This is a genomic window from Bacillus sp. PS196, assembly GCF_037963555.1.
Lineage (GTDB): Bacteria > Bacillota > Bacilli > Bacillales > Bacillaceae > Bacillus > Bacillus subtilis.
Genome location: NZ_CP150159.1, coordinates 2,586,001 through 2,610,092 on the forward strand (window position 1 = coordinate 2,586,001; position 24,092 = coordinate 2,610,092).

General features: G+C 37.0%; 25 protein-coding genes and 10 pseudogenes. 13 read left to right on the forward strand and 22 right to left on the reverse strand.

Annotated features, from left to right (window positions below):
- Positions 1-50: 50 nt before the first annotated feature.
- On the forward strand, positions 51-455 hold the full coding sequence (locus tag NST79_RS13450) for a LysE family transporter (protein ID WP_339225760.1): 405 nt from the start codon (positions 51-53) through the stop codon (positions 453-455).
- Positions 456-746: 291 nt separating this feature from the next.
- Here the strand turns inward: NST79_RS13450 and NST79_RS13455 are convergent.
- Together NST79_RS13455 and NST79_RS13460 are read right to left on the reverse strand one after the other, a co-directional pair.
- Positions 747-863: pseudogene (locus tag NST79_RS13455) on the reverse strand (DNA-binding response regulator); the annotation flags it as partial.
- Positions 864-1,142: 279 nt separating this feature from the next.
- Positions 1,143-2,522 carry an aspartate aminotransferase family protein gene (locus NST79_RS13460; RefSeq protein ID WP_339225761.1) on the reverse strand — a complete coding sequence of 460 codons (1,380 nt, stop codon included), beginning with the start codon at positions 2,520-2,522 and terminating at the stop codon, positions 1,143-1,145.
- A gap of 217 nt (positions 2,523-2,739) precedes the next feature.
- Here NST79_RS13460 and NST79_RS13465 point away from each other — a divergent pair, with 217 nt between their 5' ends.
- Positions 2,740-3,606, forward strand: coding sequence for a MurR/RpiR family transcriptional regulator (locus NST79_RS13465; protein WP_339225762.1), 867 nt, complete (start codon positions 2,740-2,742; stop codon positions 3,604-3,606).
- A gap of 660 nt (positions 3,607-4,266) precedes the next feature.
- Here NST79_RS13465 and NST79_RS13470 read toward each other — a convergent pair.
- A complete protein-coding gene (locus tag NST79_RS13470) occupies positions 4,267-5,397 on the reverse strand; it encodes an aspartate phosphatase (protein WP_212059473.1) in 1,131 nt (376 codons plus the stop codon).
- 179 nt (positions 5,398-5,576) lie between these two features.
- Here NST79_RS13470 and phrE point away from each other — a divergent pair, with 179 nt between their 5' ends.
- Positions 5,577-5,714, forward strand: a complete 138-nt coding sequence (gene phrE / locus NST79_RS13475) for a phosphatase RapE inhibitor PhrE (protein WP_212059477.1) — start codon at positions 5,577-5,579, stop codon at positions 5,712-5,714.
- Between the two features lie 408 nt (positions 5,715-6,122).
- Here the strand turns inward: phrE and NST79_RS13480 are convergent, their stop codons facing one another.
- The 3 genes from NST79_RS13480 to NST79_RS13490 all read right to left on the reverse strand — a co-directional run bounded on the left by NST79_RS13480 (position 6,123) and on the right by NST79_RS13490 (position 9,212).
- Positions 6,123-7,190: an isocitrate/isopropylmalate dehydrogenase family protein gene (locus tag NST79_RS13480; protein WP_128471813.1), complete on the reverse strand. Its 1,068-nt coding sequence runs from the start codon at positions 7,188-7,190 to the stop codon at positions 6,123-6,125.
- An 89-nt stretch (positions 7,191-7,279) separates the two neighbouring features.
- On the reverse strand, positions 7,280-7,948 hold the full coding sequence (locus tag NST79_RS13485; protein ID WP_212059471.1) for an aspartate/glutamate racemase family protein: 669 nt from the start codon (positions 7,946-7,948) through the stop codon (positions 7,280-7,282).
- Positions 7,949-8,339: 391 nt separating this feature from the next.
- The gene (locus NST79_RS13490; protein ID WP_212059469.1) at positions 8,340-9,212 is read right to left on the reverse strand and encodes a LysR substrate-binding domain-containing protein; all 873 of its coding nucleotides are present in this window, start codon (positions 9,210-9,212) and stop codon (positions 8,340-8,342) included.
- 462 nt (positions 9,213-9,674) lie between these two features.
- Here NST79_RS13490 and NST79_RS13495 point away from each other — a divergent pair, with 462 nt between their 5' ends.
- Positions 9,675-11,441, forward strand: coding sequence for a T7SS effector LXG polymorphic toxin (locus NST79_RS13495; RefSeq protein WP_212059467.1), 1,767 nt, complete (start codon positions 9,675-9,677; stop codon positions 11,439-11,441).
- 13 nt (positions 11,442-11,454) lie between these two features.
- Positions 11,455-11,919 (forward strand): SMI1/KNR4 family protein, encoded by a 465-nt coding sequence (locus tag NST79_RS13500; protein ID WP_015251659.1) that lies wholly within the window; start codon positions 11,455-11,457, stop codon positions 11,917-11,919.
- 205 nt (positions 11,920-12,124) lie between these two features.
- On the opposite strand, the gene NST79_RS13505 is transcribed toward NST79_RS13500, so the two are convergent.
- The 5 genes and pseudogenes from NST79_RS13505 to terS form a co-directional block, all read right to left on the reverse strand.
- Positions 12,125-12,847: an NPP1 family protein gene (locus tag NST79_RS13505; RefSeq protein ID WP_144483135.1), complete on the reverse strand. Its 723-nt coding sequence runs from the start codon at positions 12,845-12,847 to the stop codon at positions 12,125-12,127.
- A gap of 193 nt (positions 12,848-13,040) precedes the next feature.
- Entirely contained in the window at positions 13,041-13,859 is an 819-nt protein-coding gene (locus NST79_RS13510; protein ID WP_212059465.1) for an N-acetylmuramoyl-L-alanine amidase, read from the reverse strand.
- A gap of 43 nt (positions 13,860-13,902) precedes the next feature.
- A pseudogene (locus NST79_RS13515) lies at positions 13,903-14,043 on the reverse strand (phage holin family protein); the annotation flags it as partial.
- 26 nt (positions 14,044-14,069) lie between these two features.
- A pseudogene (locus NST79_RS13520) lies at positions 14,070-14,255 on the reverse strand (phage terminase large subunit); the annotation flags it as partial.
- On the reverse strand, positions 14,252-15,043 hold the full coding sequence (gene terS / locus NST79_RS13525) for a phage terminase small subunit (protein ID WP_212059463.1): 792 nt from the start codon (positions 15,041-15,043) through the stop codon (positions 14,252-14,254). The gene terS and the pseudogene NST79_RS13520, both read right to left, overlap by 4 nt.
- Positions 15,044-15,225: 182 nt before the next feature.
- Between terS and NST79_RS13530 the strand changes: the two genes are divergently transcribed.
- Positions 15,226-15,312, forward strand: a complete 87-nt coding sequence (locus tag NST79_RS13530; protein WP_212059475.1) for a YjcZ family sporulation protein — start codon at positions 15,226-15,228, stop codon at positions 15,310-15,312.
- Positions 15,313-15,352: 40 nt separating this feature from the next.
- Complete coding sequence (locus NST79_RS13535; RefSeq protein ID WP_029318114.1) at positions 15,353-15,445, forward strand: YjcZ family sporulation protein; 93 nt, start codon at positions 15,353-15,355, stop codon at positions 15,443-15,445.
- Between the two features lie 186 nt (positions 15,446-15,631).
- Here NST79_RS13535 and cotD read toward each other — a convergent pair whose 3' ends face one another.
- Positions 15,632-15,847, reverse strand: coding sequence for a spore coat protein CotD (gene cotD, locus NST79_RS13540; protein WP_212059460.1), 216 nt, complete (start codon positions 15,845-15,847; stop codon positions 15,632-15,634).
- Positions 15,848-16,440: 593 nt separating this feature from the next.
- A pseudogene (locus tag NST79_RS13545) lies at positions 16,441-16,850 on the reverse strand (sigma factor-like helix-turn-helix DNA-binding protein).
- 297 nt (positions 16,851-17,147) lie between these two features.
- Between NST79_RS13545 and NST79_RS13550 the strand changes: the two are divergent.
- Positions 17,148-17,414 carry a hypothetical protein gene (locus tag NST79_RS13550; RefSeq protein ID WP_029318115.1) on the forward strand — a complete coding sequence of 89 codons (267 nt, stop codon included), beginning with the start codon at positions 17,148-17,150 and terminating at the stop codon, positions 17,412-17,414.
- A gap of 88 nt (positions 17,415-17,502) precedes the next feature.
- Here NST79_RS13550 and NST79_RS13555 read toward each other — a convergent pair.
- The 6 genes and pseudogenes from NST79_RS13555 to NST79_RS13580 all read right to left on the reverse strand — a co-directional run bounded on the left by NST79_RS13555 (position 17,503) and on the right by NST79_RS13580 (position 19,574).
- Positions 17,503-17,689 (reverse strand): annotated as a pseudogene (locus NST79_RS13555) (hypothetical protein).
- Between the two features lie 70 nt (positions 17,690-17,759).
- Positions 17,760-17,966 (reverse strand): annotated as a pseudogene (locus tag NST79_RS13560) (XtrA/YqaO family protein).
- A gap of 189 nt (positions 17,967-18,155) precedes the next feature.
- Positions 18,156-18,383 carry a RusA family crossover junction endodeoxyribonuclease gene (locus tag NST79_RS13565; protein ID WP_250625384.1) on the reverse strand — a complete coding sequence of 76 codons (228 nt, stop codon included), beginning with the start codon at positions 18,381-18,383 and terminating at the stop codon, positions 18,156-18,158.
- A gap of 181 nt (positions 18,384-18,564) precedes the next feature.
- Entirely contained in the window at positions 18,565-18,714 is a 150-nt protein-coding gene (locus NST79_RS13570) for a hypothetical protein (RefSeq protein ID WP_076458162.1), read from the reverse strand.
- A 5-nt stretch (positions 18,715-18,719) separates the two neighbouring features.
- Positions 18,720-18,992, reverse strand: a pseudogene (locus NST79_RS13575) (ATP-binding protein); the annotation flags it as partial.
- A 183-nt stretch (positions 18,993-19,175) separates the two neighbouring features.
- Positions 19,176-19,574, reverse strand: a complete 399-nt coding sequence (locus NST79_RS13580) for a hypothetical protein (RefSeq protein WP_033884494.1) — start codon at positions 19,572-19,574, stop codon at positions 19,176-19,178.
- A 425-nt stretch (positions 19,575-19,999) separates the two neighbouring features.
- Here NST79_RS13580 and NST79_RS13585 point away from each other — a divergent pair, with 425 nt between their 5' ends.
- Both NST79_RS13585 and NST79_RS13590 read left to right on the forward strand, forming a co-directional pair.
- The gene (locus tag NST79_RS13585) at positions 20,000-20,842 is read left to right on the forward strand and encodes a sialate O-acetylesterase (RefSeq protein ID WP_212059458.1); all 843 of its coding nucleotides are present in this window, start codon (positions 20,000-20,002) and stop codon (positions 20,840-20,842) included.
- Positions 20,839-21,381 (forward strand): PadR family transcriptional regulator, encoded by a 543-nt coding sequence (locus tag NST79_RS13590; RefSeq protein ID WP_029318118.1) that lies wholly within the window; start codon positions 20,839-20,841, stop codon positions 21,379-21,381. The genes NST79_RS13585 and NST79_RS13590 overlap by 4 nt, the downstream gene beginning before the upstream one ends.
- Before the next feature lie 195 nt (positions 21,382-21,576).
- Here NST79_RS13590 and NST79_RS13595 read toward each other — a convergent pair whose 3' ends face one another.
- Positions 21,577-22,113, reverse strand: a complete 537-nt coding sequence (locus NST79_RS13595; protein ID WP_029318119.1) for an AAA family ATPase — start codon at positions 22,111-22,113, stop codon at positions 21,577-21,579.
- A 264-nt stretch (positions 22,114-22,377) separates the two neighbouring features.
- On the opposite strand from NST79_RS13595, the pseudogene NST79_RS13600 reads away from it, so the two are divergent.
- The 3 genes and pseudogenes from NST79_RS13600 (at position 22,378) to NST79_RS13610 (ending at position 23,411) form a co-directional block, all read left to right on the forward strand.
- Positions 22,378-22,897 (forward strand): annotated as a pseudogene (locus NST79_RS13600) (ImmA/IrrE family metallo-endopeptidase).
- 5 nt (positions 22,898-22,902) lie between these two features.
- A pseudogene (locus tag NST79_RS13605) lies at positions 22,903-23,295 on the forward strand (sigma-70 family RNA polymerase sigma factor); the annotation flags it as partial.
- Positions 23,295-23,411, forward strand: coding sequence for a hypothetical protein (locus NST79_RS13610; RefSeq protein ID WP_003229898.1), 117 nt, complete (start codon positions 23,295-23,297; stop codon positions 23,409-23,411). The pseudogene NST79_RS13605 and the gene NST79_RS13610, both read left to right, overlap by 1 nt.
- Here the strand turns inward: NST79_RS13610 and NST79_RS13615 are convergent.
- Together NST79_RS13615 and NST79_RS13620 are read right to left on the reverse strand one after the other, a co-directional pair.
- Positions 23,377-23,577: pseudogene (locus tag NST79_RS13615) on the reverse strand (recombinase family protein); the annotation flags it as partial. The gene NST79_RS13610 and the pseudogene NST79_RS13615 sit on opposite strands and share 35 nt — an antisense overlap.
- Complete coding sequence (locus NST79_RS13620; protein ID WP_080265388.1) at positions 23,520-23,684, reverse strand: hypothetical protein; 165 nt, start codon at positions 23,682-23,684, stop codon at positions 23,520-23,522. The pseudogene NST79_RS13615 and the gene NST79_RS13620, both read right to left, overlap by 58 nt.
- Between the last annotated feature and the right edge of the window lie 408 nt (positions 23,685-24,092).

A 24,092-nucleotide genomic window follows, 5' to 3' on the forward strand; every position in this document is an offset into this window, starting at 1 on the left:
CTCTGCCCCAGCAAGTTGCAGTCTTGGGGTTTCTCAGCGGTGTATTTACGGTGGGATTATACAAATGGATTCCAGTTGCAGAGCCGTACTTCAAAATAGCAGGTGCAGTCTATCTGCTTTACCTGGCCTGGCAGATCAGCAAGTCCACAAAAGCAAAGAAGGACTCTGAAGATGTACATTCTTCTTTTTTATCAGGATTTATTTTTCAAGTAATCAATGTCAAAAGCATTTTGTTCTTCTTAACAGTGATGAGTGCTTTTATCTTTCCGTTTCAGCATACAATAACAGCGATCATTGTTTATCTCACATTAGCCATTATTCTCGGCTGGCTGGCACTGCTTTTATGGTCTGGATTCGGCTCTGTGTTCAAAAAGCTCTTTGAGAAACACGATAAGGCATTTCGCACAGTCATGTGTTTGCTGCTTGTTTACTCTGCAGTCAGTATTTATCTCTAGCACGTCGAAAATGTTCAGACCTAACCAACCACCCGCTCCCGGGATCTAGCAATTTTATGTGGGTGGACTAATGGATGTTTAATCTCCTGGGAATGGATGACCCGGGCGATTCGAAAATGTTGCAGGTCGATAGGGTCATTAATGGATTATTTCCCTTCCTCATTATGCACCAACTCGATCTGCAGCAATTTTTGAATCAAACATTTTAAGCCCTTTCTACATCTACAAAGTGATTAAAAGTTAAGATGCTACCTTAACACCATTACTGGCAATAGAATCCGGCGGATTTTCTTCTGAATTCAACATTATATACCGTCGCAGTAATAATGCTTTTATGCGAAACAGTAATTCTTTCGGCTCGAAAGGTTTAGTCAGATAGTCATCCATTCAACAGAAACCCCTCTTTTTTGCGGATTTCTATTTTTTCAAAAAAAGAGACCAGTCACAAATGTTAGTAACGGTCTCTCAATACTATCTTATAGCTAACGGCCTTAATATCAAGACTACATTTAAGAAAAGAAATATGATCAGAGTATGAACATCAAGTTAAATATATTTATAAAGAAATTAAAGAGAAAGGTCATTATTATCCAAGGTGCTACCGAGAGAACATAAACCTTTACCGGTTATGGCACAATAAATCATTAATAAAGTGAAAAATCAGTTTATCTTCTTAGGAGATGATTCCTAAATCATTTTAGATAGAACTGTATCATACGCCTCAAGTGTATAGTCTACTTCTTTCTCCCCATGCACTGTAGCTATGCTGTATCTGTTTAATGGCTTTGTATAGATTCCTTTTGAAAGTAAACCAAAATCTAATTCCTTTCTCATAGAAAAATTAGCTTGTTGCAAATCTCTGTAGTTTCTTACTTTTTCTTCTTCCGTAATGACAACATTAAAAATGGAACCCAGACCAATCGTTTGCATCGTAATTCCTCGGTGTTCAAAAAGATCTTCTATTCCCTTTTTTAATCTAGCAGTCATCTTAAAAACGTGTTCGATTTCTTGTTCTAAAACTTTTATAGTAGCAAGACCAGCTGCCAGAATCGTAGGGTGTCCATTGTATGTCCCGCTGTGAAAAAGAACATCTTTAGCATTAGATTTTTTGCTCTGACTGCTGTCAAAAACATCAGACGAAGCGGTGGGGGCGCTTATCCTCATTATTTCTTCTTCCCCCCCCACGATTCCCACAGGAAAACCACCACCTATCACTTTTCCTAGTGCAGTGAGATCCGGTTTAATATTATAGTGCCCTTGAGCTCCTCCAAGCCCTAAGCGAAAACCTGTTTTTACTTCATCAAAAATTAGCAAGATGCCTAACTCTTCCGTTAACTTTCTCAGCCCCTTCATAAAAGAAGGTTCTGCCGGAATAAATCCTCCTTGTATAGGCTCAAGGATAACCGCGGCAATCTCATCCTTTTTTTTCGTTAAGATGTCAGAAGTATGTTCTAGGTCATTAAAAGGTAGTGTTATGGTATGTTTCTCATGATATGGGTCAATCCCTTTAGATTCGATCACTGATTTTGGCGAGTGAGGGTGACCTGCTTCTTCAAGAGAAGGATTTACACTTAAAAGAACTTGATCATACCCCCCGTGATAATGACCCTCAAACTTAGCAATTTTGGTTTTACCCGTGTACGCATATGCCAAACGTAAAGTCAAAAGAGTAGCTTCTGTTCCAGAGTTGGTATAACGGATTCTTTCCATACTTGGATAAAGCTCTTTTATTTTCTCCCCCATACTAAGTTCAAGCTGATGAGGGGTCCCAAATAACATCGTTCCCTCCTCCTCAAGCTGTTCATTTATGGCTTTAATGATCTTGGGATGACCATGTCCAAGCATTAGAGCACCGTAGGAAAGCAGATAATCAATATACTTGTTTACATCAAGATCGTATAAATAGGCTCCCTTTCCTTTTTCCATAATAATTGGATAGGGGTCAAAAGATTTGATATTAGCTGTTACCCCGCCCGGCATGATTTCCTTTGCTTTTGAGAAGAAAGCTCTGGATTTTGATGTTCGGTTCTCAAACTCTGTTAAAAAATGTTTTTTCATTAATGTCATCTCATTATCCTCCCACAAAAAGAAATAATATATTCTAAAACAAATCTAAAATGAAATATCTATTTCATTTTAGATGAAAAAAGTTTATTTGGAAACCTTTTAGAACAAAAACGACAAAAATATTTCAAAAAACTTTTAAAAATGAAAATTCCATTGCATTTGTTTATAAATTGAACTATCCTTTTTTATAAAGAAAAAATTAAAAAGAGGTAACTATATGGGTCAGAAAAATGTCTATCAATTAATAGCTGAGAAAATGCCTGCTATGAGTAAGTCACAGGAAAAGCTGGCTGCCTATATCATTAACAACCCGAACACGGTCCCTTTTTATACAGTTGCAACTCTAGCGAAACTAACAGGTGTAAGTGAAGCTTCGGTGGTACGTTTTGCTGTCTTTTTAGGATTTTCCGGATATCGTGAACTGCAGAACCAGATGCAGAACTCTGTTCAGATGCAATTGACGACGAGGGACAGATTAAAAATGTCTTCCCAAGTTTATGATGATTCAAACCAGGACATCTACGATATTTTTAAAGATGATATAGCGAATATTAAATCGACAATGGAAAATTTAGATTCGAAAGCATTTTTAGATGCAGCAAACCTTCTGATAAACGGAAAAGAAGTCTATATATCTGCGAATCGGAGTGCCACATCACTTGGGCTATTTCTGCAATATTACTTGGATATTATCATAGGAAACGCTCAATTACTGGGTCCCGTTGAAAATAAACCTGAACAATTATATAGATTAAATGAGAAAGATGTAGTAGTCGGTATTAGTTTCTCACGTTATTCAACAAGTACTGTTAATATGATTGCTTTTGCCAAAGAACGAGGTGCAACCACAATTGTCATTACTGATAATTTCCTTTCTCCACTCGTCCCTCATGCGGATGTAGTACTAACTGCTTCAAGTCAGTTACCAACTTTTTTTGATTCTTTTGTTGCTCCGCTAAGTCTTATTAATACACTTATAGCATTTGTTGGAAAAAAAAGAATGAATGACTCTGAGGATCGTCTTGAAAAACTTGAGGAAATTTGGGAACGATTTGGCACGTTTTATTCTAACCAAAGGAAATAAATAAAAAAGGGTGCTAATCTAACTGGATCTAACGATTCTGTCCCTCAAGAAATTGCTCAAATAGCTGTTAAGTGTGTTTAAATTATATTTTTTATTAAGAAACTGCACCTGCAATTATTAGTTATGTCTAACAATCAGGGTGTAAAACGAATTATTCGTTAATAATCAATATCAACATCAATTTAATTTTTACAAAACAGTTCACAGAATAAAATTATTAATTATTAACTTGATATCGATCTAGTGCGATTCACAAGAGAGTGTTATGTACAAATTAAAACCACAATGGAGAAACGTCAAAATCACAACAACCCTTTCATAGACAGTTAAAAGAGGAGTAAATACATGATTTACTCCTCTTACTTAGTTCTTACGTTTGATTTTCATAATCTGGTGTTTTCCTTGATAAGCTATCTCAGATGCCTGGCACATGATCACGTTTTTTTATAAGAAACCAAAAAGTTATTGCGGTCTCACCGAAAATTTATATTGTGGTGCCCTACTACCTTAATAAAAACCCTCAATTAAGAGGGTTTAATCAGTTTTTATGTTTGATTCCGGTCAGAAAGTTGATGATATGCTTCACTTTGCTCTACAGTAAAAGTAGTAACGAAACCTAAACTTAAAGTAACTGCAGTAAGAATAATGATTACGCTTTTTTTAAAATTCATACAGGCATTCTCCCCTCTGAATTTGTTTTTGCGTTTCAAGCATTTTTTGATGATAAACATATGATGTTTCAAATTCCTTTGATTTTGCAAAAACTTCAGCCGTATCAATTGCGATATCTTCCACATACGCATAATTCTTATTTCTTTCTAAGTAATCAATCGTTTTTTTGATTCCCGCTTGATCTACTGCATTAATATAAAGTGCTTCCAAGTACTTTTGCAGGGACACAAAAAGTTTATCACCTTGGGATATCGCAGCGGATAAACCCTTTTTACTCATTTTTATTGCTTCACTTGTTTTCCCCTGCTTAAAAAGAAATTTAGCGTATGTAAACAGGGAATGTGGTAAATTGCTCAACTTAGCACTTTCTGATACCTTGGCAGCCTCATTTAAGAAATGATCTGCTTTATCATTTATTCCTAAATCTGCGTAATTCTTTCCGAGATTGTAGTAAGCCGAACTAAGTAGCCTTTCATTGCGATCTAATTGTTTGGACAACTCTAAGGCTTTTTCAAGGTGCGGCAGGCTTTTCTCGAAATGTTTAAAATCAACGTAATTTCCAGATATCACGAAATGACATTGTATTTTTCGCACTTTATAAAGTTCATATTGATTATAAATGTCCATCGCTTGTTTAACATGGTGCATAGAGATATGATTTTGCTTCATAATATAGTAAGCTTCAGCCAACTTAAAATGAAATTCCGCCTTCTCAATATCATCATTTACATGAGTAAGGTGTTTTTCTGCTTCTCGATAAAAACCAATTGCTTTGACATATTCCCTCTTATCAAACTCATACATCCCTCTGAAAAACAGAGAATAATACGACAAAAGACCAGATATGCCTTTATTTGAAGTCTCAATTTTATCAAGAAGTTCGTCAATAGTTGGTCTTATGCGTGTTGTTACGGGTTCCAAATAATCTAACATGAGTTGATGACGGAATTTCATTAGGGAGAAGTAAATGAGTAAGTACTCATCTTCCTCCATCCGTTGGATTTCTTGCTCCACCTCTGCCTTTAAAATCTCTGCATCCGGGACACTAAATTGACGTATCATTTTATACCATTCATTGATCTTTACGCCAACTTCTGACGATGACAAAACCGGATTCACAGGACCCCTCCTTTTATGTCTTTTTATGTAATATTCTAACATTTCTAAAAAGTGTTTGGGCCGCAAAAAAACCGCAAACTTTTTAACGTTTTCATCATAAAAGGTGCAACATGATATGCGCAGCCCAAACAGCAGCAGGACTCCCCCTTCCAATAAATAGGGCATAGACTAAAAAGCAAATATCGAAATCTAAATTGTTTATCAGTTTATCCGCCGTTTTAATTGGACTTGCCTTTTTCGGATCTATGTCTATTGGCGAAATGAAGGAAGCATCCCGGAATGTAACTCTAGCACCTACTCATGAATTCCTTGTTTGATTCGATAAACAACATTAGTTCTGATTCCCTTTAGCCGTTTCATAACGGCTTTTTCTTATTTCTAAGAAAGATAAGCTAATTGTTGACCTACATACAATAGTATAAATTTTTCACTATTGTCTCCTCTGCCCCAGCAAATAAAAAAACAGCAGAAATTCTATTCCTATGTATAGCAATCGTTAATGCATTTGTCAGTTTGAGGTCCCTCGATGATTATCACCTTCATAAAATGCATCACCCCTTGAGTAATGCTATGTAACAGCTGTTTGTCCAAAATATTTAAATACATGATATTAAATTGTTTAAAGAATATTAAACTTGATTTAAAAAAAACACCAATAGCCTCAAACCATTGGTGTTTTGATAATAATCTACTAAATCTCTTACTAAACTATCATTTTTCCCATCTCAAAGGCTGAACCGCTCTACAATCGCTTCTGCAAACTCTGATGTTGAAGATTTACCACCAAGATCTCCTGTTTTGATTCCAGCCCTAACGGTTTCAAAAAGTGAATTTTCTATTAGTTCTGCAACTTCTTTCAGTTTTTTATCATGATGTTGAGTATTAAGCCATTCAAACAACATAGCTGTTGAAAGCATCATTCCAATAGGGTTTGCGATGTTTTTCCCTGCAATATCAGGTGCCGAACCGTGAGCAGCCTGTGCCATTGCCTGCTTTGCGTTTGAATTAATTGACGGTGCAAGTCCTAAGCTGCCAACTAACTCGCCTGCTAAATCCGAAAGAATATCCCCAAACATATTTTCCGTCACAATAACATCAAAATCTTTTGCACGACGAACTAAATGCGCGGTCATTGCATCAATATGATAATCATCTACTTCTACTTCCGGGTATTGTTCTGCCACTTCACGACACGTATTCAAAAAGAGACCCGATCCAAGTCTTATTACATTCGCTTTGTGGACGATGGTAACTTTCTTACGGCGCTCCATCGCACTTTGAAATGCTGCATGTGCGATACGTGAAATAGCTTTTTTAGTAAAAACCCCTGTTGATACAGCCACCTCCGGCGTAATTTGCCATTCTCCTACACCAATATACATATTTCTGTCAGCATAGAAGCCTTCAGTATTTTCACGGTAAATGACCAAATCTGCTTCCCCTACAACACTTTTCGTTCCAGGTATTGTCTTTGCCGGCCTTATATTTGCATAAAGGTCAAAATGGTGACGAAGTTCTCCGCTTGGGTTACGTTTTTCTTTGTGTTCTTCTGGATAAGCAGCAGAATCATGTGGGCCTAATATCCATCCATGACACTTCTCTAATTCTTTTACGGTTACATCTGGCATTGGATCATTATATTTTTTTATTGCATCCCATCCCATTGGTAAATCAACCAAATCCAAAGACATATCTGCTTTTTGAGTTGCGGCCTTCAGCACCAAAGTTGTCGCTTTTACAATTTCAGGTCCAATTCCATCTCCATGTAAAACTCCAATGCGATATGTTGTCATATAACCATCTCCTTGATACTAATTCGCTTACAAAATATAAAATAAAAAGGCTGTAAACAGTTTAGACGGCTCTTTAACCGTCCCACTAACTATGAACCTGATTTAAATTCTTTTGCCAATCGAATAACGTGATCAGCACCTATTCGTGGTCCCGTTAAAACCTTTTGATTTTCTATTTTCTCAACTGCACGAGCCATTGAATATTGAGCTAGAATAATCACTTCGCTGGAGGCGTCTATTTCGTCAATTTTGTCTTGAATGAGTTTATCATGACCTGATTCATTACCTTTCTGAAGATCATGAAATGCCTTAGGAATGAAATACGTGTTAACCTTTATCTTTTTCTTGTGTATTTTTGCCAGTTCGAACAGCATTTCTTTTGTTGTCGGGGCTGCAGTCTGAACAGTTGCCACAATACTTATATTTGCACTTCTTTTCACTGCTTCCTGAAGCATACTAATATCAGATGGCAGAACAGGAACAGGAAGCAAAGACGCTATTCTGCTTATGTAAGGCGTAAAAGATGAACATGTAAATAGTATAGCGTCCACGTTGCTTTCTACTGCTTTTCCAGCTAATTCACAAAGCCGCAAGATCATCCGTGTTGTAATTTTATTTGTTGTATTCAGCTCGTAAATCAATCCTTCATCCATAAAATTGATGAGATCTACGTCTTCTGAATGCATGGAGAAAGCCCGATGGATTGGAGCAACTGAATTCATTGTGGCATGGATTAATCCAATGCGAAGTTTTGTCAATGATGTCCCTCCTTTTGTGTCCCACAGCATTCATTTTTATATAACGCTTACAATTCCTTAAAAAACAGAGTGTACGTTATTGAAATTTATATAAGCCACCCTGTTATCTTTACTGTAAGACAAACTATGAAATAGATAAAATATCACTTTATAATGAAATCCGATAGATTTTTTCGATGGTTACTGCATTATTCGTTAGCATACCCTAATAGTTTTTCTAGGTTTGTTTTTGTCATGGCATCAATATCTTGTTAAGAGACACCATTGTCTTTAAAGTATTGTATATACTCATTAATATAATCCTTCCAAAGAGGGTTTTCAATTTGACCTCTGTCTGACGCAATAATAGTGCTGTTATAGCCTACTGCTTTTGCTGAAGCTAAGTTCGTTTCTAAACAGAATCTATATTTGAAAACCTTTCAACTTGATTAACAAACTCATTTACCATAGATAAATTTAAATTGTCTTTTAGATAGAGCATCCAAGTCCGCCACATTAAAGGGTTGCCTTCTTTATCTTTTAAAACGATTGTGTGCAGTGAGTCACGACCTTCTAAAACTGTACTCGGAACAATTGCGTATCCAATACCTTTCATAACCAATTTTTTTGCAACTTCCATATTATCTGTATGAACTAAGACATTCGAAGGTTTATTAAAATGTTGATTCCACCAATTATCGATCACCATGTTTAATGCTGGATCCGTATTATAAGTAATTCTGTTTAGCCTTTGAATTTGATGAAACTTTATTTCTTCTTTAGAAATAATACACATGGTCTCCTGGCTGATCATTTTCTTTTCGTTGCTCCAATGATGCTCTCCCCTGACAAAACCAATATGTGCATCTTGCTTATAAACTGCTTTAATGACCTCTAAGTTTAATGCAGTTTTGATGGAAAATTGCGCAAATGGATGTATATCAGTAAATTTTTTCACGATATACGGCAGCTTATATAAAGCAAAAGCTCTGGAGACACATAAACGAATGGTTCCATGAATATGGTCCCCTATATTCCATAAGTTCTCTTCCATTATTTTTAATTGACTTAGCATGTCTTTTGCATAGGTAACAAGATATTCTCCTTGCTGAGTAAATTCCACACCTCTTCTACCTCTATTTAAAATTTTAATATTAAATTCTTTTTCAAGTTGCTGAAGGCGGTAAGTTAAAGTTGGCTGTGAAATAAATAAACGTTCTGCTGCCTTTGTAATGTTTTTTTCTTCGTAAACGGTTTGTAAAATGATCCAATCTCTTTTTTCCACTTTCCTTCTCCTCTTTGATTTTTCAATCAAATATTTTAAAGATTCACATTATATTTCATAACCTAAAAGTTATCTGACTATGTCGGAACTTCTTTTCATATTTCAATAGTGTGGGCCCACTTAATTTTTTGCACCAGAACCCTTTTAAATGCGTATTTTTTTGTTCCTTCTTCTTTTTTAATATGAAGTTTTTTATTAATCAATAGGTATACCACAAATAATTCATAGGTAATGACTTGACTTTGAATACCAACAAGTTTGATCTTTTTCTTTTAATTTAAGTAGAGAAAGCGAGTTTCAGGAGACATCAAGAAACTCTCGACCAACTATCCCAATCCCCCGAAACAGGCCAAAAGACACAGATCTAATGATTCATTTCCACCCTTTGATCCACATAACAGTTAGTTTCATCATTCTTCCATGGTAATATTTTGTTATATAATTAAATGAAAGGGTATGATTATGAAAGTCTTTGAAGCTAAAACACTTATGTCTGAAGCTACAGACCGCGCCAAAGAATATAAAGAACTAAGGACGCAAATGGTCAACTTGAGAAAAGCTTTACAAAGCGTCGCTGAACTGGATGACAGCGAATTCTCTGGTAAAGGCGCTAATAACATTAAAGCATTCTATCATGATCATGTTGGTGTCACTGATCAATGGATTGACTACATTGACATGAAAATCGCATTCTTTAACAGCATTGCCGGAGCTGTCGAGGACAAAGGTCTCTCTGATGCTTATATTGAAGAATCTTTTCTAGAACATGAACTGGCTAACGCCCATAAAAAATCAAAATCTATCATGTCTGAACAGAAAAAAGCCATGAAAGATATTCTAAACGATATCGACGACATCCTCCCGCTCGACTTGTTTTCAACAGAAACCTTCAAGGATGGGCTTGCAGATGCCAATGACAAACGCAAAAAAACAATTGAAAAACTAGGTGATCTTGACGAAGATTTACTGACAGAATATGCTATGTCAGAGCCAAATGAACAATTCATCAAGTCAGACTTCCAAAAGCTCCAAGAAGCAACGGGCAAAGGCAAAAACGCTACGCCCATCCACTACAACGCTAAGGCGTACCGTGAGAGTGATATACATAAGAAAAAAGGCGATATTGAAAAGCGAACGGAAGCTTATTTGACGATTAAGAAGAAGGAAGAAAAAGAACGGGAAATCGAAAAGCTGAAAGAAAGACTAAAAAATTACGATTATGCAGATGCCGATGAATTCTATTCAATGGCTAAAACCATTGGTTATGAAAATCTGACAGCAGATCAACAAAGATATTTCACACAGATTGAGAACACACGTGAGCTAATGGCTGGAGCCAAAGGTACTGTTACAGCTCTTTATGATATGACAGTTGAAACATTAGACTATATGGCACACAATCATCCTGTCGACATGCTTATTAATTCTGCAGTTGCAGTTTATCACTATGATTCCACATTTAACTCAATTAAAGATGCGATTATAACCTCCTATGTAAGAGACGTAAAGAACGGAGACACAGAATCAAAGGCTCATTGGTTTACATATGCAGCAGTAAACATCTTTGGCTTAAAAGGTGCTGGTTCAGTTGCTAAAATAGGAGTGAAAACAGCCGGAAAAGCTGCAGTCAAAAAAGTGTCTAAAAAACTGGATGAAACTCCTGATCCACTAACAACAATTAAACCGTTTGTCATGCGAGAAGATGTTGTTGTAGCAGGTGGCATGCCGTATAATGTCATCAACGATGTCAGCGCAAAAGACAGGCTGCTTCAGCTTGCCAAAAAATTAGATGAAAGTAGAAAGCCATTTACAGGTCAGGAAATAAATCTCCCTTGGTTAAATAAAGAAAAGTACAGTGCTGTTGAAATAGACGGCAAAGTAAAGGTTAAAGGTGAAGTTAGAGATGTAAGCCGGAGAGTCTATACCTTAAAAGACATTGATATTAATCAAAAAACTCCAAGAGGAAAAACCAATCTTGAATTAATGAAGGATGGTAAATCCCCTTATGCTAAAGACGGAACACAGATTAACTTACATCACCTCATACAAGAAGAAAGTGGAACATTGCTTGAGATACCTAACAGTTTACATACAAAGTATAGTGATGTGATACATGGCCTAAAAGGTAATGGCGAAAGCTTTAGAAATGATGTTTACCTGGAGAAACAATACAATAACTTTAAGACAAGGTATTGGAAGTGGAGAGCAAAACAATATGAGAAAGAATAAGGGGTTATAAGCCATGGATTTTTATTTGAAAGTAAAAGAATTCTTAGCTGAAAATGCAAAAGAAAAAGATTTCACAGGTGGAATTAGCGAAGATAAAATCTTAAAAATTGAACAAGATCTTCAAGTCACACTTCCAGATAGCTACAAATGGTTTCTTAGAAACTATGGTTCTGGCGGGGTTTATGGAATTGATTTATTAGGCTATGACTTAGGTGGTGCTTCAGTTGTTGAGACAACCAGGGAATATCGTCAATATAGGGAATTGCCAAGTGGATTGGTAGTTATAGAGCATGTTGATTTTTTTGGTTATTGCTTAGATACCAATAAAATGAACAGTGAAGGAGAATGTCCAGTTGTTATTTGGAGTGAATTTGGTGGCTATAAAGAGCTTGATTCGGCGCATTTTATAAAGTTCTTTTATGAAAGGCTCCATGAGATGAAAGAAAACTGGGAAGAGGATGAAGACTGGGACGATTAAGCAAAAAATTGAATTTAGTGCCCCTTGCAAATGAGGGGCTTTTTTTAAATTGATTGGTGTTTTTCTTTGCAAAGCTAACAAGATATTTATAATAGCCCATCCAGTCTTTTTTGTTTTCTGTCCGTAACTACCGTCTTGATTTCAGTAGAAAAAGAGCCCTTCTTTAAGTAAGGACTCTTCTCAGTACAGAATTATTTTATTTTTTCTATTTAAACCAAGCTTTCTTTAAATTGTTGGTAAAATTACTATTATTAAAAGGAACATTTGCTTTACCGAAATTTGCTGTATTTAATGCATTCCTTGCGGCAGGAGTTAAATCATCCCAGCCGATTAACGGTTGAGTTCCACCTACAACACGATCGCTCATCATCAATTCGTGGTTGAGAGGCCATGTGCTGTCATAAGCAATCAAAGGATGAGTGCCATCTTTCATGTTGGTTCCGCTTGGTGCTACATTTGTAAATTTTCCATGTCCAGAATATGCAATTGATAAAACCTTTGGATTTTGATTTGCTGGATTATCAATCCATACAACGATTCCTTCCCAGTCATGTCTGTGACCTAAGCTTGGAGAGGCTTCATCTTTAGGAAAATACCAAGAATACATAATTGCCCAAACCCCATTGTACCATGCAGAACGTGAATATACTTGTCCAGTATTTTTGCTGCAATGTCCTTCAGGTGCTCCAGTCGGCTCTAAACCACCACTTGTATTACCCTGCGCATCTACTGCAGGAAAAGGTACACAGCCGCTATAAACCTTTAAATATGGCTGAAAACGTTTCGCCGCTTTTTGAGTAACAGTTGTAGGCACCACCTCTCTAAAACCCACTACTTTATCATGATCGATTACAGCTGCATTTGCTGTTGAAACCATGCTAACAGAAGTGATTACAGATAAAAAGAGAGCCAAGAAAAATTTGTTCATTATTCCAACTCCTTTTAAGAATATTGACAACAATTAAATACCACAGAGTTGGAATAAATATCAATATCTTTTTTGAGAGCTAACTGAATATCCATACTAGAGTACTATTTTATTTTTCTTTGGTCTTTAAATTCAGTAAATAATACACTCTTCAAAAATACATAAAATGTCCTCTCTTTAAAAAAGAGGGTTGTTATTTCAATAATGCTTCAAGTTTAGCTTTCGTATCCGGTCCATAAATACCGTCTTGGGTAAGACCATACATAGATTGGAACCGTTTGACTGCATTTGCTGTTTTTGGTCCATACACACCATCAATACCGTTATTCTTCGCACCTTTGTCCGGATAGAAATAAAGAGCCGCTAGAGCTTTTTGAATCTGCCTTACGTCAGCCCCTTTTCGCATAGGGCTTGTGACATTATAGATGCCAGAAGGCAGCGCATATGACGTTTTTTTGCTACTTGAGTTTGTTGTTTTCTTTTTAGTTGCACTTGTTTTGTCTGAGCTTGTTTTGCCACCTAGCGACTTTAATTCTTTTTCAATAGCAGCCTTAACTTGATTCCATCTTCCCTCTGACAAAATACGGTGCGGGCAATACTTGCCGTTCCAGCCTTGGTGCTTACGGACACGATCAACACCCCATCCGCGTTCTTTCAGTAGCTGTGCCACAAACTTAATAGCAAGCTTTTCCGCTGCCTTATATCGTGCCCCTCCTGACTTGCTATAACAAATTTCGACACCAATCGACTTACGATTCCCTGTACCGTTTGTTCCATCTCCTGTGTGCCAAGCGTTACATTTCGTTGGAATCCCTTGAATGACTTGTTTATCGTCTACTGCAAAGTGAAAACTCGTTGAGCTAGAGTTATTCTTCATGTAAGAAATCTCATTGGCTGCTGAAGCATCATTCGCAGTGTTATGAATAGTGATATATTCAGCTTTCATTGGGTTTGGACATTTCAATCCATATTTTGATTTAGAGACTAGATTCTTAACAACTTTAATGGCCATATATCCTCTCTCCTTCTGTCTGTGTAATAAAAAAGCCACTGGCTTAGCCAGCAGCTTTGTCTGCGTTATTCTTGCTCTGTTCTTTTTCGTTCTCAATTGTTTGTAATCGATCTGTTATCGATGAAGGGATTTTAACACCGATCTGTGCTAAGTTTTCAGTTATTGACAAGCCTTCATTAGCGACAGCTTTCTGACGCACGTAGGTAAAATATCCCTATGTGTGTCGTACACCTCTCTTATAACAAGTGCAGTTCGTTTTTCTTTAAGCAATTTCAGAACAATTTTGAGTGCCACATGATAGCTTTTGGATGACCCATAACCACCAACAAGAAACTGAAACTTTTGATTCCAGTCAAAGAGAAATTCTTTAAAATGAGGATTTACTTGTTTAATCATTTGTCATCACTCTTGTTTACAATAGTGATCTCAAAAGGTTTATCTTCTTCTGTAAGTTCTTCAATCTCTAATTTTTTCTTGTTGATATTTAAGCGCATATGCTCCAATTTAAGGCGTCGTTCGTCTTCCGAATGGGCTAATTCATCAAACTGTTTAATTAAGTTCCTGAGCTCTGCCATTGCACGAGATTGAGCGTTCAAGAACGTTGCATGACGATCCCAAGAAAATTGGAATTCGTATTCTTCCTCTTCGACCTCGTTTGTCTCAGATAAAACTGTTTTTTTCTTTTTCAGTTCCTTAATCATTTCTCCCTTATCAGAAACGAACATGATTTTTTGTGCCCTTATAATCGCAGCATATTGAATTTGTATTTGGTCCCATATCATATCGACAAGTGAACGTTCTTGAATCCCTTCCATGATGGATAGTGTTTCTTCTGGCAGGAACTTTGAGAAGAAACCATGAGTCACAGCATTTTTATTTCTTAGTGGAGCAGCACCGCCTTTATTCCCTAGTGCATTTTTATTTCCAAGCGGTGCTCTTCCTCCCTTGTTCCCTTTTGCGTTTTTATTACCTTTTGGTGCGCCTCGACGTAAAAGAGCGCTCCCTTTCGATTTAGGAGCGCTCCATTTTATTTTTTCTTCCCATTTATCGTTTGCTTTCCATTTGCGAATAGTGCTGCTTGGGATGCCTAATTGCTCGGCAATGTCTTTTAACTTCTTGCTCCCGCCACTTTCTTCCCATAAACGAAAAGCTCTATCTCTTCGTGGATCTCGTGGTCTTGGCATTACATCTCACCCACCTCCGGACCTCATGTTTGAGTTTGTGTTTGTTTTAATAGTTTTTTTCTGATGTGTCTACTATTGCACCTTTAGACAAAATATTCATTTTTTCTTATTTAGACTTAAATCTATGTCGAAAATTATTGTTTGACATATCTTATACTAACTCCATTAAAAGAGGTGATAACATGTCAAATGGTTACAATAGCACCTTCGTGTTAGTTGTGGTGTTGTTCATCCTGTTAATCATTGTTGGTGCTACATTCCTTTATTAGTCTTGAAATATTTTAATCTACTATAAAAGGAGGTAACTATATGGGAAACACAAATGGTTATGGTAGCACCTTCGCATTAATCGTAGTGCTATTCATCCTGTTAATCATTGTTGGTGCTGCATTCCTTTATTAGTCTTTAGGCACTTTAATCCAAAGCGGCCTTTTGAATTTCACCTCCCTGTACGAAGACGCCATAAGAAGTTTTTATGGCGTTTTGCTATGTTATTAACAATACCCTTAAATTGTCAAAATAGGATAGACAATAAAAAGAGAGGCCACTTTAAAACCTCTCTTTTTAATTAATTGTTTTCGGAAATCCTTAACAACAAGGTTTTCCGCAATACTTATGATGCTCAGTGACAGGATCGTAATTTGAGTAACTATGCGGAAAGTAATGAACATGCTCATAATGTTGATGATTCACGCTAGTTGTATGCTGCGGATGAATGTGAGGAACAATTGTATTGGAGAACGTATGATGTTCACAACACTTAGTCGGATGCACAATTGGAGGTAAAATCTTGCAATGATGCATATTTTCTTCTCCTTTCATTATTTTTTATCTGTTATAAACTATGTTCAGAAGCATCTACTCGTTCTATTACAACCACCTATTTACCGCTCCATGAGGATTTATCAAAAAAACCATACACATAACAACATAAGCTGTATAGAATACTTATTAGAGCAACCCTACACATAAATACCCTATCGCTCTGCCCCACGTTTCTCCAACTCTTTATAATCAACGTGGGGTTTTAATATGAAAAGCGCTCCTCAATATGAATAGAACTCTTTTTTCTTGGAAATAATCCTCCTACGAACGAATGCACCCGTTATTGGTGAATTCGCTCTAAAAGCCTTCGTTTGATAGAGCACATTCAACCCTTATCGTCATCAAACGTTAGGCTTTATTTTGTTAATCATTGTATTAATTGCAAAAAGAATAAAACCATATTTTGTCGGGAATATTAATGTGTATGCAATACTGCTGCTGTTTTATCACCCGAATTCACTGTATAAAACCTCCCAGTTGAGTTGATCCTCGCTTATCGCTGGGAGGTTTTCTCATTGCATGAATGTAGTGGTGACGCAGGAATAATTCACCGCGCCGACCTGCCTCCCATTTTACACCACAGATTTTTTCAGATTCAACAAGCGCTCAAAGTGGCAATCTTGGCATAAATGGCTGATGAACTCATCTTTCATTTTGCGTACAGTTTCCCTTGAAATGCCAAGATGAAGACCTATTGCACGATAACTCATCCCCTCCATCATGCAATCATAAATAACTTTGTGCTGCTCCCCTTTGATCTTTTCTGCCCCCAACTCAACCGCATAGACTCGTTCTTCATAATACTTAAGACGTTTGAAAAGACGTTCCTCTCTCATTCCATTTGCCGCAATTCTGCCTGACTCTTCCCGGGACTTCCTTTTGGCATAGCTGATTCTAATCCATATTGTGCAACACTCCAATTCTTCATGGGAAGTACTGAACCATAGAGTACCTTTTGCAAACGACGAACCTCTTTCACCATCCAGTGATTAGAGTTTCAATTTCTTTTTGATTCATGATTGTATCCCCCTTTTTCAAATAAAAAACGAACACCAAACAAACAGCGTAAATGCTGTAAGTTCAGTGTCCACAGGCTTTCCGTCTTGGACAATATTACCTCCTCATCGCCCATGCTGTGCCCCCATTTCGGGGTACAGGCATTCGGGCAGATTTCTTTATTCCAACTAAGTTCACAAAACATTAACAAAAAATAACTTGGATATTTTTGGATAACATGCGATAATACAGTTGTATTAAAAAAACAAAGGGAGTGTTTAAAATGAAATTGAAAAAAGTGTTAACTGGTTCAGCTTTATCACTTGCTTTACTTGTTTCAGCAGCTCCTGCATTTGCAACCACTTCTTCGACCACAAACACAACTACCGAGGCAAACGCACTAAAAACTTGTATAGTAGAACAATTCGGTCCTTATAATTCAAGAAATGAAATACCTAACGTCTATGATGACGGCGTTTATAAGTGGTATCTGAAAGGTGTTACCTCGTGGAGTGGGATATGGTATGGAAATTATGAACGTTGTTACTAATATATAGGGGGAGATAGCTCTCCCTTTTTTTATTCCAGCCTTCTTTTAAATTATGCCACTTCTCGTATTCTTGCAATGCCTTTATCCCCTATCCCGGCAGGACTGCAATCGCAAATAATAAAACCACAGCGATAGCGCCAAGGAGCCAATCGTTTGTCCTATCACGCTTTGCAATAATTGTTTCATCACCGATCTTTTTTCTCTGCCTTTGGCACGAGTATCGCTATGTAATCCGGATGCACTTTCAAATATTCCGCCTCCTGCTCAACTGTCATCTTTCGTGGATGTCACTAAATTTCCTATAATTTATCCATACCGTTCCTTCCCCGCAGTGGAAAGCCACTGCTATTTAATTTTGTAACCTATCTCATGATCAACCCGCGCAAAACTGCCCTTTACAGTTTGAATCACTGTTTTCCCGTGCTCCGGAGCATCTTAGACATGGGCTGTACCTTGATTTCCATATAAAACAATGATTTGAACTCTCCCTGGGTCAATCTTCTGCTGAATAGTTAAGTCTTTTTTGATGTTTATTTCTCTTGGATTGTACACTCAAAGGTCCCCCCTGTGTTTTGATAGAAGTACCAGTTCATATCGAGAACACTGAGGCTAAGCGCTTCGGTGTGTTTTATTTTTAGGCAGAAACCTCTTTTATCATGATTTCCACCCTCGGCTCTTCGCTATAAAACTTACTGACTTTCAAATCCACCACCTGATTATCATCTTTGTATATCAACTGATTCAAAGCACTTTCACACCCTTTACATAGTTATCAACATCAGGCTTTGTAGTAGGCCGCAAAAGACCATTTTCAGCTTTCTCTTTCTTTTTTTTTTGAGTTTGAAACTGACTTAGGCATTGGTCTGTACACTTTGAAACAGGACCAGTAATAATTGTTTCTGGTCGATGCTGAGACGCAACCAAAGCTACATACTGCTTAAAATACTTTGATTTCACTGGATTTCGCATATGCACCTTCCCATTTCTCGTATTGATCCACGCGGCTGTCCTTGCGCGACTGGCTCACCATAAACAGTGAACTTAATGCAATACAACTGTTCTTTACCTCCCGTCAAGCTGTTCCCATAGCTCAATTTCTTTTTCTATTCTCGGTGCGGAGAGTAAAATTGCCAGCAGAGACACGACTGCTTTAAGCACTCAGCATCCGCTCCATTTGCTTTATTTTTTCCTCAAGTAAACGGATTGTTGGTGTAAGATCTTTACCTTCAGTTGGATTTGAAGGTCCAAATATATAAAGTCCACCAATTACTTTCACATTCGTTTCCTCCTTCATTCCCAATCACCTTACCTATGATTTAATTGCATTCGATCGCCTTTAATAATCACTATGTAATCACGACACATCTGGTGAATCCGTGAACCAAGAGCCTCGTCTATATCCAAAATCTCATCGACTGTTAACTCCGAAGAAATCAGCAAAGGTTTGTGATTTAAATATCGATAATTTAAAACTGACTGGATTTCAACCTGCCAATCGGTTACTCTCGGTTGACCGTTTATTGGTTTAAATAAGTCATAAATGAGTAGGACTTCAACCTTTCTCATGGCATCGAGTTTTACTACTAAGTAGTCAAGTTATGTATTGATTTGTTCTACTTATTGCCAGCAATACTTATGATAATCTTCTGGAATCATGGTACTTGCAAGGTAAGAAAACTGCTCCTAAACCCGTTTAAATCTAAACACAAAAGAACCGCAACTGGCGGTTCTTTTAGTATATATTCCTATTTGACTTCATTATTATTGGACAGTACCATAATCAAAATCAATATCTTTCTTGTCTAAATCTCCCTCAAAATTTTTAGCATAAGTCATTGTTAAATGTACGCTTTTATCTATCCACCAAGTTCCATCATCAGTATTAGTATCCCAAGTAACATCTATATCTCTTCCCAAATTCTCAAAAAACACCAAATTTCCAACAGCTACTGTTTTTCCGTTGATTTTGTAATATATTAGAACAATTTTTTTATCAAATATACCTGTCCCGTGCTTTACGATTGTTAAACTATAAGGCTTATTAGGACATTGCTCTTCAAGTATAACTTCAGGATTTAAAAATAAAACATAACAAATGAATAGAATTGGTACAATCGTTAACCTTTTTAATACTTTTTTATTGATATTTAACCTCTTCAACATAGTCCTCCCTTTTTAACAATCCATTTCATTTGGGATACACCCCCATTATTGAAGGTATTTCCCATGAAAAATGATTTTGAAGCTCATAGGAACCCTTACATGACAGGGTTTTTGTTGTTTTTTCATTGTCTATCAAGATCTAAATCAAAAAAAGCTATAAAAAATAAGGAGTGATACATATTATACATGACTAATATGTATCACTCCTTTAGTTTTTGTTCAATAATCGCCCCCGATAGTGGGATAAGAAATAGCAAAAGAACTTGCTATTTCTCAAATACATCCACCAAATGTTCAATGTTAGTTTGTTTTTCATACATACTAATAATAAAAGTAAAACCTTATTAAAACTTTACAAGACAAACTGAATCGACTATAGTCTAATTAGACTAAAATATTGATGTAAAGAAGTGAAAAATTAGATGATAAAGTCTTTTTTAATGTTGGGGCAGTCGAATATGGCGGGCCGTGGATTTTTGAATGAAGTAGACCCGATCTATAATGAAAAAATAAAAATGCTGCGCAATGGACAGTGGCAGATGATGACAGAGCCGATTAATTACGACCGTCCGGTTTCCGGCGTTGGCCTGGCGGCATCTTTTGCAGATGCTTGGTCGAAAGCTCATCCTGATGAAGAAATTGGCTTGATCCCTTGTGCCGAAGGTGGCAGTTCATTGAATGACTGGCATCCGGAAGGCATCCTTTTTCAGCATGCTTTGTCCGAAGCCGGCTTCGCCCTCCGGTCCAGTCAAATTTGTGGAATCCTTTGGCACCAAGGTGAGAGTGACAGTTATCGTTCGCTACATGAAACTTATTACGAGAAATTAACTCTTATTATTGAGACGCTAAGAAACGAGTTGGAACTTGATGAGGTACCGTTGATTATTGGAGGGCTTGGTGACTTTCTTGGAAAGACCGGTTTTGGACAGCACGCGACTGAATTTCGACAGGTTAATGAACAATTGCTGCGTTTTGCTAATGAAAAACAGAATTGTTATTTTGTTACTGCAGCAGGTTTGACTGCGAATCCTGATGGCATTCATTTAGACGCAGCTTCACAACGCAAATTCGGTTACCGCTATTTCGAGGCTTTTTCGAAAAAACACCATATCCTGAAACCCATTTCGGGAGAGGAGCAATCGCTGAAAGTGAATGGTGACTATTCTAAAACAGAACAGATTTACCTTCATAGTATGGATTTGGCTTCGGGTAAAATCACGTACGCGGAATTTGAGGCGCGGATGGCGAAGGTGATGAAACCATGATTCCCTTACTTATCCTTGGCTTGCTAATCCAAAACCCCGGAGCTCACGGCTATGAACTTCTGGCCTTAATGGAAAAGCGTCATTACAAATACATTGTTAACTTCACGAAAGGTTCATTTTATTACAATCTGCAGCAGCTTGAAGAAAAGTGTTTTATTGAACAGATTGAGCAGAAACCCTCAACCAGCGGGCGTGAAATCCGTAACTACAAAGTCACAGATTCGGGAAGGGCAGAATTCGAAAAATTAATGATCAAATACGGCGCCAAATCGGAATATGTGAACCTGCAATTTTATGGGGCGTTACTCTTTGCAGATGAATTCGACAAAAATAAATTACTGGAGCTGATCCAATCACAAATCGATCAGACTAAAGCTCGAATCGAGCTCCTTGATGAATACCTGTCCATCACTCAAGAAATTCCCGGCACAATCGATTACTTTCGCCGTATGAACGAAAATTCCCGTTCACATCACTTGGTTAACTTAGAGTGGTTCGAAAAATTGAAAGCAGAAATAGAATCGACTATTGCAGAATAAAAAAATGCAAAGTTAAAAATAAGAATATTAGTTACCTACATATAAAACCTGTGTCGTAGATATTTAGTAACATCTTTTATACAGGTTTTATACTCCTTCTTTAATTAAACCAGTAATAGGGTTGTCAGCACTTGCCCCCAACAAGAGCAAGTGAATCAGCTCCGTGTTCTTCTTTTTCAATCGCTAGCCGTTAGTTTAATTAGAATTCAAATAATCCAAGACGCGGTGAACTCTTTCGTTGACTGAGCAATCGCCTTCAATTTTTAACACTGGACAAGATAAATCTGCCATCCAATGTTCATGCAAAGCTCTACTTCTAACTTCCATTCCAGCAGTATCATATAAAGAAGCCCACTCTAAAAATGCTTTTGATTGTTCATATTTACTGCCACCGGCTAACACTTCATTTCCATAACGCTGAAATTCCCTATGCCTTAATCTCTCAAGCCGTATATCTTGTGGAATCCATAAGAAGACGACAAGGTCAAAATAACTTTTTAGATTATCGCCCCAGCCACACACTGCACCAGAAAGAATCCATTTCTCATTTATTGTTAAGTCTTTTTCAAGCAACTTTCGTCTTTCAGGAATTTCTCTTTTTTTAGTGAATTTATTTAACCAATAGTAATCATCGGTATCAAGATGCGTATGAGGCAAATGCTTTGATAATGCAGCACCCAATGTTGACGTTCCGACCCCAGAGGCTCCCAATATGTGAATATTTTTTTTCATACTTCCCCCTCCTTATTAAGCAACCAAACTCCCTGTTGCATAAGGTACTTACTATTATTTTGACATAAATCCCTAAAGACCTTTACTTTTCTAGAGAAATCCAGATGCGTGTTAAAATCATCATACTTACGAAAACAGTCATTATTAAACGGATTCATATTCCATCTCCTCAGACGCATTTTCCTATGAAAAAAGTCTTGATTTCCCTATAATATTTAAACGAATCCAATTTTTAGATTGTCGTATTTAAGGAGGTATTTCATCTTGAGGTATACAAACAGTCATTTAGAGGATTGGATTGAAAACTTATACAGAAAGATTGATATTACAGAACCTGAACAAATTAATTTTGAACGGATTGCCGAAGCTTTAGACATCAGACTGTCGTTTAAACCTGTTACAAGCTTCGCACTTAAACACAGCGGGATTTATAATATATGCTTGGACAGCCGAAAAAGCCGAATTGAACTATGGTATGATTTCGCTCATGAATTTTGCCATATATATAGACATGAAGGCGATAAAAAAAACAATGCCTGCAACTTGGACAGATTATTTAGAGTGGCAGTCCAATTATTTTACATATCACTTTTGCATTCCAACTTTCATGTTGCGTAATATTAATCTTTCGTACATACAATCACATGCAATTGAAAATGTGGCTTGGCTATTTAAGGTATCCCCTTCATTCGCTAAGAAACGTTTAAGCATTTATTACAGGAAACTGACTCAACATTTATTTAGTCAAACTGTTATGGGAAATTTATGCACCCCCCTTTTGTAATGAATAATGAAATCCTCATGCATTTGCGCGCATTGAAAAAAACAAAAAAAGACGTCTCCCTTCACGATCCGATCGGGCAGGATAAGGAAGGGAATGAAATAAGCCTGATTGACGTTTTGAAATCAGAAAACGAAGACGTGATAGATACGATCCAGCTCAATATGGAGCTTGAAAAAGTGAAACAATACATTGACATTTTAGATGACCGTGAGAAGGAAGTGATTGTCGGGCGGTTTGGACTTGATTTGAAGAAGGAAAAAACGCAGCGAGAGATTGCCAAAGAACTCGGTATCTCACGCAGCTATGTATCGCGGATTGAAAAACGGGCGCTGATGAAGATGTTTCATGAGTTTTATCGGGCAGAGAAGGAAAAGCGGAAGAAGGCGAAGGGGAAATAATGCAGAAGAAGCCGGATCTCATACTCCGGCTTTCTCTATTTGAAAGAGTTATGAAAATCATTTTTTTCATCGCTGATAAGCTCTCCGAGAAAGACAGGCAGGATCGTAACAAATAACTTGACTTATAATCCTCCCGCAGGCATTCAAAGCCGGACGTTCTAAAAGCTCTCCTGAGAAAATCCTTAGATCGGTATACTTCAGTACATCTTTAGTCCCTGCTTTCTTTATACAGGCCTCGATCTGGCTGTCGATGCTCGATCCCTTGATCGCTTGTTCCACGATATATTGCTATCACCCTGGATCTCCTTCCTATAAAGTTTTATTAAATAATGATAGCAATCGTTCATGCATTTGTCAGTTTGCAGTCCCTCGATGATTATTACCTTCATAAAATACATCACCCCTTGGGTAATGCTGCGTAATACCTGTTTGTCCTAATGAGGTGATTTTCAATGAGTATGAAAACAAATAAAAAAACCGATGGTTTGTACCATCGATCTGTTTTCTATATCACTAGGCCCTCAATATAGTAAATCTAGCTCATTGGTTATGAAGCTTATTTTCATTACACACTATATATTCATTTGTTATCATTTCTATACGTTTATATCAATTATGGTAAAAAATGGTTACAAAAACCCAATAAACGTCCAACCTAACTTTTTCATCTTATTTATTAAGAATTTTAACCTCTTCCTTGTGAAATAAAGAAGCGATTTTCATCTCCAAACAGTTAATGCTATTTCATCGGGACATGTCTGTTAAAGTAGCCAATAAATACATTCGGATATCCACTT

Coding starts and splice junctions, on each gene's coding strand:
- NST79_RS13505 (WP_144483135.1), bottom strand. CDS start 12,847: ATGAACAAATTTTTCTTGGCTCTCTTTTTATCTGTAATCACTTCTGTT.
- NST79_RS13465 (WP_339225762.1), top strand. CDS start 2,740: ATGGGTCAGAAAAATGTCTATCAATTAATAGCTGAGAAAATGCCTGCT.
- NST79_RS13590 (WP_029318118.1), top strand. CDS start 20,839: ATGATTCCCTTACTTATCCTTGGCTTGCTAATCCAAAACCCCGGAGCT.
- NST79_RS13500 (WP_015251659.1), top strand. CDS start 11,455: ATGGATTTTTATTTGAAAGTAAAAGAATTCTTAGCTGAAAATGCAAAA.
- NST79_RS13585 (WP_212059458.1), top strand. CDS start 20,000: ATGATAAAGTCTTTTTTAATGTTGGGGCAGTCGAATATGGCGGGCCGT.
- NST79_RS13530 (WP_212059475.1), top strand. CDS start 15,226: ATGTCAAATGGTTACAATAGCACCTTCGTGTTAGTTGTGGTGTTGTTC.
- NST79_RS13595 (WP_029318119.1), bottom strand. CDS start 22,113: ATGAAAAAAAATATTCACATATTGGGAGCCTCTGGGGTCGGAACGTCA.
- terS (WP_212059463.1), bottom strand. CDS start 15,043: ATGCCAAGACCACGAGATCCACGAAGAGATAGAGCTTTTCGTTTATGG.
- NST79_RS13535 (WP_029318114.1), top strand. CDS start 15,353: ATGGGAAACACAAATGGTTATGGTAGCACCTTCGCATTAATCGTAGTG.
- cotD (WP_212059460.1), bottom strand. CDS start 15,847: ATGCATCATTGCAAGATTTTACCTCCAATTGTGCATCCGACTAAGTGT.
- NST79_RS13550 (WP_029318115.1), top strand. CDS start 17,148: ATGAAATTGAAAAAAGTGTTAACTGGTTCAGCTTTATCACTTGCTTTA.
- NST79_RS13460 (WP_339225761.1), bottom strand. CDS start 2,522: ATGACATTAATGAAAAAACATTTTTTAACAGAGTTTGAGAACCGAACA.
- NST79_RS13610 (WP_003229898.1), top strand. CDS start 23,295: ATGCAGAAGAAGCCGGATCTCATACTCCGGCTTTCTCTATTTGAAAGA.
- NST79_RS13480 (WP_128471813.1), bottom strand. CDS start 7,190: ATGACAACATATCGCATTGGAGTTTTACATGGAGATGGAATTGGACCT.
- NST79_RS13510 (WP_212059465.1), bottom strand. CDS start 13,859: ATGGCCATTAAAGTTGTTAAGAATCTAGTCTCTAAATCAAAATATGGA.
- NST79_RS13495 (WP_212059467.1), top strand. CDS start 9,675: ATGAAAGTCTTTGAAGCTAAAACACTTATGTCTGAAGCTACAGACCGC.
- NST79_RS13565 (WP_250625384.1), bottom strand. CDS start 18,383: ATGCGAAATCCAGTGAAATCAAAGTATTTTAAGCAGTATGTAGCTTTG.
- NST79_RS13620 (WP_080265388.1), bottom strand. CDS start 23,684: ATGAAGGTAATAATCATCGAGGGACTGCAAACTGACAAATGCATGAAC.